This window comes from Kribbella sp. NPDC051718 (genome assembly GCF_040681515.1).
Classification (GTDB): Bacteria; Actinomycetota; Actinomycetes; order Propionibacteriales; family Kribbellaceae; genus Kribbella.
The window spans coordinates 387510-394439 of sequence record NZ_JBFAYZ010000009.1 but is presented as its reverse complement, the minus strand read 5'-3'; the positions used below and the strand labels follow the sequence as shown (position 1 = coordinate 394439).

Below are 6930 nucleotides of genomic sequence, written 5' to 3'. Positions count from 1 at the left end.
TTCCTTCTTGATGGAACCACGGCACCCGCCCGGCGAAGTACTGGCACTGGCGGGCGATCCGACGGCGTAATCCGTTCCCTTCTCTCTCGAACAACAACTACTGGTACTTCAACTGCAACTACAAACAGCTACTGCGACTACGGAACTGCGAACTGCTACTTCGATCCGTCAAGCCGGGAACCCTTTCCAACCACTGGCTCCACAGGCTCTGACCTTGGCGTGAAACCCGGGCCCCTTCACTGATCGGCCCGGCGGAGTCCGCCGTCGTACCTACTTCACAACCTTGGACAGATCGTTAGCTGTCCACGTCAGCTTCGCTGTTCTTCTCTGTCAACGAGAAGAACACTACACACGCCACCAGGCAATGTCTAATCCAGCCACCACAGATATTGGATGTGTCTTGGATCAGCTTCGGCATCGCTGGTGGGGACATGCCATCGGCCGTTAACGTCTGGAGGCAAGAGCAAGACCGATGCGGGCCTGATCAAGAGGATGCCGAGTGCCGACACTTTTCGAGTTTGCAGGCGGGATCGAGGGGCTGCACCGCCTGGAGCAGACGTTCTACGACAGCGTGCTGAGTGACGCCGTACTACAGCCCCTGTTCGGGGCGGGGAAGCCTGAACACGTCGATCACCTGACGGCGTTCACCGCCGAGTCCTTCGGCGGCCCGGATCAGTTCTCTCGCGAGCTGGGCTTCGCGCACCTGATCGAGGTCCACCGTGGCCTGCAGATCACCGAGGCTCAGCGTCAGCGGTTCGTCGACCTCTACATGGACGCGCTCGACGCCGCCGACTTGCCACCCGATCCGGCGTTCCGCGAGGCGGTCCGTGAACACGTCGAGTTCGGCTCGCGCGTAGCGATGCAGAATTCGAACGCTGCAACTGACGCCGACCTTCACCCTCTACGCGACGTCCCCCGCTGGACCTGGGCCGGCGACACCAAACCCTAGCCTGGAAGGCCCGGGCCAACTCCAGCCCAACGGGCCCGTCCGCTCACCTGGTTCACGGACCGGGGCAGGGAGGTATTCCTACTTCGTTTCGTCCGCGAGGGTTTGCAGCAGCTCAGTGAAGCCGACACGCTGATCCGCTGGGATGCGTTCGATCAGCAAAGTGCGGACGGCTGCAGCATGAACGGGACGGGCAAGCTCAGCAACTGTGCGGCCCTCATCGGTGATCTCGACCTCGACGCCGTTGTCGACTTCGAGCCGTCGGACCAGTCGCCGGTCGACCATGCGGGTGAGCTGATGCGAGAGCCGACTGCGATGCCAGCCCATGGACGCGGCGAGTTCGTTCTGCCGCATGCTGCTGCCCGCGTCGACGATCCGGGTGACGATCCCGAAGTCCGCGTCGGACAGCCCCGTCTCGCGCGTGATCTCCGCCGCGATCCGGCCGCGCACGATCTCAGCGGCACGCTTGAACGCATGCCACAGGGCGATCTCGGTCTCGGTCAGCGGGGTGGTGGCCACCGCTCCATGTTGTCACATCAACACCTCCAGCAGTACCGTGTTGTCATGACAACACGATGAACGGCATCACTCATCACGCACTCATCACCGGCGGTAGCCGGGGAATCGGACTAGGTCTCGCCGCCCGACTCCTGGCACGGGGCGACCGCGTCCTCGTGACCGGGCGTTCGACACGGCTCCTTGCGGAAACCGCGGAGGCGCATCCCGGGCTGCAGACCTTCGCCGGCGACCTGAGCAATCCGGCAGACCGCGAGGCGCTGGCGGCGCACGTCCGCGAATCGATGCCCGGCCTCGACCTCCTGGTGAACAACGCCGGAATCCAGCGACGCGTCGCGCTCGCTGAGGACAACGCGCCCTGGGCAGAGCGACAGGCGGAGATCGACACTCTGCTCGCGGCACCCGCACACCTGGACCACCTGCTGATCCCCGTCTTACTGGCGCACGGCCGACCGGCAGCGATCATCGAGGTCACCTCCGGAGGCGCTCTGATCCCCCAACCGTTCGCGCCCCTCTACAGCGCCTGCAAGGCCGCACTGCACAGCTACTCCATGACCCTGAGGCACGCCCTCGCCGGCACCCCCTGCCGAGTCATCGAACTGATGCCACCAGCAGTCGCCACCGAACTCGCAGTGCCAGACAACACCCATGGCGCACCAGTCGACGACTTCTGCGACGCCGCACTGGCCGGAATCGACGCCGCCCTCGCAGGCGGACCACAGGTCATCGGGTACGGCCCAACCGCCACGGACGAAATCACCCAGCGCTTGCAGAGCGAGCAAGCCACCTTCGACAACAGCACCGCCCGATTCCCCGTGACGACCTACTAAGCAGCGAGGCATCTACCCGGCCATCTCGGGCCTTCCTGGTCAGGTAACGGAGCCGGCGCAGGCAACGCTAGCCGCAAGGGCTTCGGCGGCCTCTCCGGGATTGAGGGGAACATCTGTTCGAATGTCGGGTATGGTGGGGGCATGGGTGCTGATCTTCAGGCCTCCCTGCTGGATGCGTTCGAGGATCCCGCGTTGGGGTCGTTGGACGGGATTCGGCGGACGGAGCTGAGCCAGGGCGCGTGGATCGACGTGCTGCCGCGGTGGTTGACCGGGGCGGACCAGGTGTATGAGCGGCTGGCTGCCGACGTGCCCTGGCGGGATGAGCGGCGGCAGATGTACGACCGGGTGGTCGATGTTCCCCGGTTGCTGTGCTTCTACGGGGAGAATCAGGATCTGCCGTTGCCGATTCTCGATGAAGCGCGGGATTTGTTGAGTGAGCATTACGCGGAGGAGCTGGGTGAGCCGTTCCGGACGGCCGGCTTGTGCTTCTATCGCGATGGGCGGGACAGCGTCGCTTGGCATGGGGACAAGATCGGTCGGGGTAGTCGTGAGGACACGATGGTGGCCATCCTTTCGGTGGGTGAACCGCGGGTTCTTGCATTGCGGCCCAAGCCGGGTAACAACAGTGGGCCGGTGAGTTCGACCATTCGCTATCCGCTGGGGCATGGGGATCTGATCGTGATGGGTGGCAGTTGCCAGCGCACCTGGGAGCACGCGATTCCCAAGTCCTCCGGACACATCGGTCCGCGGATCAGCATCCAGTTCCGTCCCCGAGGCGTCCGCTGACGCCCAGCCCGACCGAGGCGAGTGGTCGGCTCGCCAGCGGTGGTGGGCTAGGCGGTCTTGGTCGGGTGGCCAGCGGCGGGCCGGGCGGAAGCGGCGGGGTGGGCGGGAGCGGCGGGGTGGGTAGGGGGACGGCTTGGACGTTGGTGGGGGTGGCCAGGTAGAAGGCCAGGAGGCGGATCGAGGCTGTCCGGCAGGTTTGGATGGCCGCTTGGATCCAGTCGTGATCTGAGGGTGGGTCTGGTTCGGGGCGGCCCAGGGCGAGGATCAGGGCGCCGTCGGGGCGGCTCTCCAGGACCGGGATCAGGGGTGCCAAGGCTCTGCTGCAGGACTTGGGTGAAGCCAGTGGGGCGTCGCGCGGTAGGTCAAGCAGGATCGACGCACGGAAGCGTGCTCGGCGGTCGCAGATCAGGGCTGCCAGGACGCCTTGGCGGCGCTCGGCCTCGGTGACGAAGAGGTCGACGGCGTTGGCGGCGAGAACGGGGTCGGTGAGTGGACGGGTGCGCCAGTTGATGGGGAGATCGCTGAAGGTCATACCTAGAACATGCCGTCGTTTTCCAGCCGATTCGCAGTTGTCCACAGGCCAATTGCGAGCACCTGAATTGGCCCATCGGATCTGCGGCGAAGTGGACCTCACGCGTGGGCCGATCGGCTTCTAGGCTCGAGGTACCAAAGAGCCGAGGGAGACCGAAATGACCACCACCCGCAGCACGAAGGCCGGTTCGCTGCTACCGCCGGCCGGGGCCGCTCGCAATCTCGCGTTCGCGCAGCTGGCCAACTCGGTGGGCGACGGCGCGTTCATCGTCACCTCCGCGCTCTTCTTCACCCGCGTCGTCGGCCTGTCCACCGCGCAGGTCGGGCTCGGCCTCACGATCGCGTGGCTGGTCGGCTTCCTGACCGGCGTACCGCTCGGCAACCTCGCCGACCGCAAAGGCCCCCGCGGCGTCGCCATCCTGCTGGCGCTGTCCACCGCGGTCTCCGTCGGTTCGTTCCTCTTCGTCCGCAGCTTCCCGCTGTTCCTGATCGCGGCCATCGCCTACGCGAGCAGCCAGACCGGCCTGACCGCCGCTCGCCAGGCGCTGCTGGCCGGCCTGGTCCAGCCGGCCGAGCGCACCAGGATCCGCGCCTTCCTGCAGTCGACGGTCAACGCCGGTCTCGCAGTGGGCGCCGCGTTCGGTGGTGTGGCGCTGCGATTCGACACTGCACCGGCGTACCTGACGGTATTCGCCATCGACGCCGCGAGCTTCCTGATCGCCGCAGCGCTGATCCACCGGGTTCCCGCAGTCCAGCCCGTCAAGCTCCGGGTCGCCGGCGAGCCCCGGCTGGCAGTACTGCACGACCGCCCGTACGCCGTACTGGCTCTGCTCAACGCCGTGATGCTGATGTTCATGCCGCTGCTCAGCCTGGTCGCCCCGCTGTGGATCGTCGAGCGCACCAACGCCCCCGGCTGGGTCGTCGCCTCGCTGCTGATCATCAACACGCTAGGCGTCACCTTCTTCCAGGTACGGATCGCTCGCTCCGTCACCAACCTCCGTACTGCGACCCGCTCAGTCCGCTTCGCCGGTGTCGCGATGCTGGCCGCCTGTGGGGTCTTCGCCCTCTCCGCCATCGGGATGGCCCCCGCCGGCGCGGCCGTAGTACTGGCTGTCGCTGCAGCGCTGCTGACGCTGGGCGAGATGAAGCTGGCCTCTGGCGCTTGGGAGATCAGCTTCGGCCTGGCGCCCGCCGACAAGCAGGGGCAGTACCAGGGCTTCTTCGGAACCGGCCCCGCGATCGCCCGGATGCTCGGCCCCGCGCTGCTCACCACGCTGGTCCTGGGATGGGGTCCGGTGGGCTGGATGATCGTCGGTGCGCTGTTCCTTGGGACCAGTGTGGTGACTGGTCCCGCCGTACGATGGGCAGCACGGACGCGGTCCGCCGGCCAGGTGACCGAGCCGTCTCTGGAGGAGGAGCAGGCCGCCTGATGGACATCCCCGGACTGGTCGAGATCACCTCGCAGGAAGAGCTGCGCGAGGTGGTCCCGGCGCCGTTGCAGGCCACCGCGGACAAGGTGCGCAAGGAGCTCCACGAGCTCGACAAGGAGTGGCTGGCCGCGTCGCCGTTCTGCCTGATCGCCACCTCGGCCGCCGACGGCAGCTGTGACGTCTCCCCCAAGGGCGACCCGGCCGGCTTCACCAAGGTGCTGGACGACTGCACGATCGCGATCCCGGAGCGGGCCGGCAACCGGCGGATCGACGGCTTCCTCAACATCGTCAGCAACCCGCACGTCGGGCTGATCTACCTGCTGCCGGGCCGCGGTGAGACGCTGCGGATCAACGGCCGGGCGCGGATCATCAAGGAAGCCCCGTTCTTCGACGACATGATCGTGAAGGGCAACCGGCCGCAGCTCGCGCTGCTGGTCGAGATCGAGGAGATCTTCCACCACTGCTCCAAGGCGTTCCTGCGCTCGAAGCTGTGGAAGACCGAGAGCTGGAACCCAGAGGCGGTGCCGAGCCGGGCCGAGATCGCCAAGGCGACGGACCGTCAGGACGCCGACCTGGCCGAGCTGAAGCAGTACTACGGTCCCAGCTACGAAGAAGGCATCTACAAGGTCAAGTACTGAGGTACTGCGAACGGAGCAGTCCGAAGTACTCCGTGGCGACGATGACACCGGACCGGCCCGACCTCTACGGTTCGAGGGTGAGCACTACTGAGCTGATCTCCGACGGCCGCCTGAGGCGGGTGCTGCTGCCTGCGGTCGTCACGGTCATCGCGGTGTTCGGGTCGTTCGGGTCGTCCAACAACCAGGAGGGGCGGCGGCACGGCGACTGGATCATGGTGCTGCTGGTTCTGATCGGCTCGGTGTCGCTCTACTGGCTGCGGAGTCATCCGATACCGGTGCTGTGGGCAACAGTCGTCTCGACGCTCGTCTACATGTTGATGCAGTACGGGTACGGGCCGGTGATCTTCGGCTTTGTGATCGCTGTCTTCACGGTGATCCGGACTGGGCATCGGCTGGCCGGTTGGGTCGGCCTGGTCACGCTGTACGCCGGGCACGTGCTCGGGCGGCTGGTGCTCGGCACCAACGATCAGAACGTCTACCAGGTACTCCTGGTCGGCACCTGCTTCGTGGTGCTGGGCTTCATGGCCGAGCTGTTCCGTGGGCATCGCGAGCGGGTGATGGCGGCCAACAAGACCAGGCGTGAGGCGGAGCTGCGGCGGGCCGGTGAGGAGCGGCTGCGGATCGCGCAGGAGTTGCATGACGTGGTAGCGCATCACATCTCGCTGATCAACGTGCAGGCGTCGACCGCGCTGCATCTGGTCGACCGACAACCGGAGCAGGCCGGGCCGGCGCTGGCGGCGATCAAGGACGCCAGCAAGGAGGCGCTGGTCGAGCTGCGGTCGATCGTCGGCGTACTACGGCAGTCCGACGAGTCAGCACCACGCCAACCGGTCGCCGGGCTGGACCGGCTCGATCACCTGATCAGCCGTACGTCGATGGCCGGGCTGGAGGTACACGCGATCGTCCACGGAGATCCCCGCCCGCTCCCGACCAGTCTGGATCGCGCGGCCTTCCGCATCATCCAGGAGTCGCTCACCAACGTGGTACGGCATGCGCAGGCGACTGCGGCGACCGTGCGGATCCAGTACGGCGAGGAGTCGCTGGTGCTGCAGGTGGATGACGACGGCTCGGCGTTGGCCGGGCCGCCACGCGAGGGAAACGGCATCGTCGGCATGCGAGAACGAGCCACCGCCCTGGGCGGCACCCTGACCGCTAGTCGCACTCCGACTGGCGGTCTACGAATCGTCGCAAACCTGCCGATCTGACGACCGACGCGCCGATCCGCCGCGTCGCCGGGGTCGCCGGATCGGCGG

Annotated in this window: 8 protein-coding genes; 6 read left to right on the top strand and 2 right to left on the bottom strand. The window is 66.6% G+C overall.

Features of this window, described 5'->3' with window-relative positions:
- Positions 1-499: 499 nt before the first annotated feature.
- On the top strand, positions 500-949 hold the full coding sequence (locus AB0M15_RS31450) for a group II truncated hemoglobin (protein ID WP_363826005.1): 450 nt from the start codon (positions 500-502) through the stop codon (positions 947-949).
- 78 nt (positions 950-1027) lie between these two features.
- On the opposite strand, the gene AB0M15_RS31445 is transcribed toward AB0M15_RS31450, so the two are convergent.
- Positions 1028-1465 (bottom strand): MarR family winged helix-turn-helix transcriptional regulator, encoded by a 438-nt coding sequence (locus AB0M15_RS31445; protein WP_363825996.1) that lies wholly within the window; start codon positions 1463-1465, stop codon positions 1028-1030.
- A 56-nt stretch (positions 1466-1521) separates the two neighbouring features.
- Between AB0M15_RS31445 and AB0M15_RS31440 the strand changes: the two genes are divergently transcribed.
- Positions 1522-2292, top strand: a complete 771-nt coding sequence (locus AB0M15_RS31440) for an SDR family NAD(P)-dependent oxidoreductase (RefSeq protein WP_363825992.1) — start codon at positions 1522-1524, stop codon at positions 2290-2292.
- A gap of 141 nt (positions 2293-2433) precedes the next feature.
- The gene (locus tag AB0M15_RS31435; protein WP_363825990.1) at positions 2434-3078 is read left to right on the top strand and encodes an alpha-ketoglutarate-dependent dioxygenase AlkB; all 645 of its coding nucleotides are present in this window, start codon (positions 2434-2436) and stop codon (positions 3076-3078) included.
- Here AB0M15_RS31435 and AB0M15_RS31430 read toward each other — a convergent pair.
- Entirely contained in the window at positions 3044-3610 is a 567-nt protein-coding gene (locus AB0M15_RS31430) for a hypothetical protein (protein ID WP_363825987.1), read from the bottom strand. The two genes, AB0M15_RS31435 and AB0M15_RS31430, sit on opposite strands and share 35 nt — an antisense overlap.
- 157 nt (positions 3611-3767) lie before the next feature.
- On the opposite strand from AB0M15_RS31430, the gene AB0M15_RS31425 reads away from it, so the two are divergent.
- From AB0M15_RS31425 to AB0M15_RS31415, 3 genes are all read left to right on the top strand, one after another.
- Complete coding sequence (locus AB0M15_RS31425; RefSeq protein WP_363825984.1) at positions 3768-5039, top strand: MFS transporter; 1272 nt, start codon at positions 3768-3770, stop codon at positions 5037-5039.
- Positions 5039-5677, top strand: coding sequence for a pyridoxamine 5'-phosphate oxidase family protein (locus AB0M15_RS31420; protein ID WP_363825981.1), 639 nt, complete (start codon positions 5039-5041; stop codon positions 5675-5677). The genes AB0M15_RS31425 and AB0M15_RS31420 overlap by 1 nt, the downstream gene beginning before the upstream one ends.
- Before the next feature lie 77 nt (positions 5678-5754).
- Complete coding sequence (locus AB0M15_RS31415; RefSeq protein ID WP_363825978.1) at positions 5755-6882, top strand: sensor histidine kinase; 1128 nt, start codon at positions 5755-5757, stop codon at positions 6880-6882.
- The last annotated feature ends 48 nt before the right edge of the window (positions 6883-6930 follow it).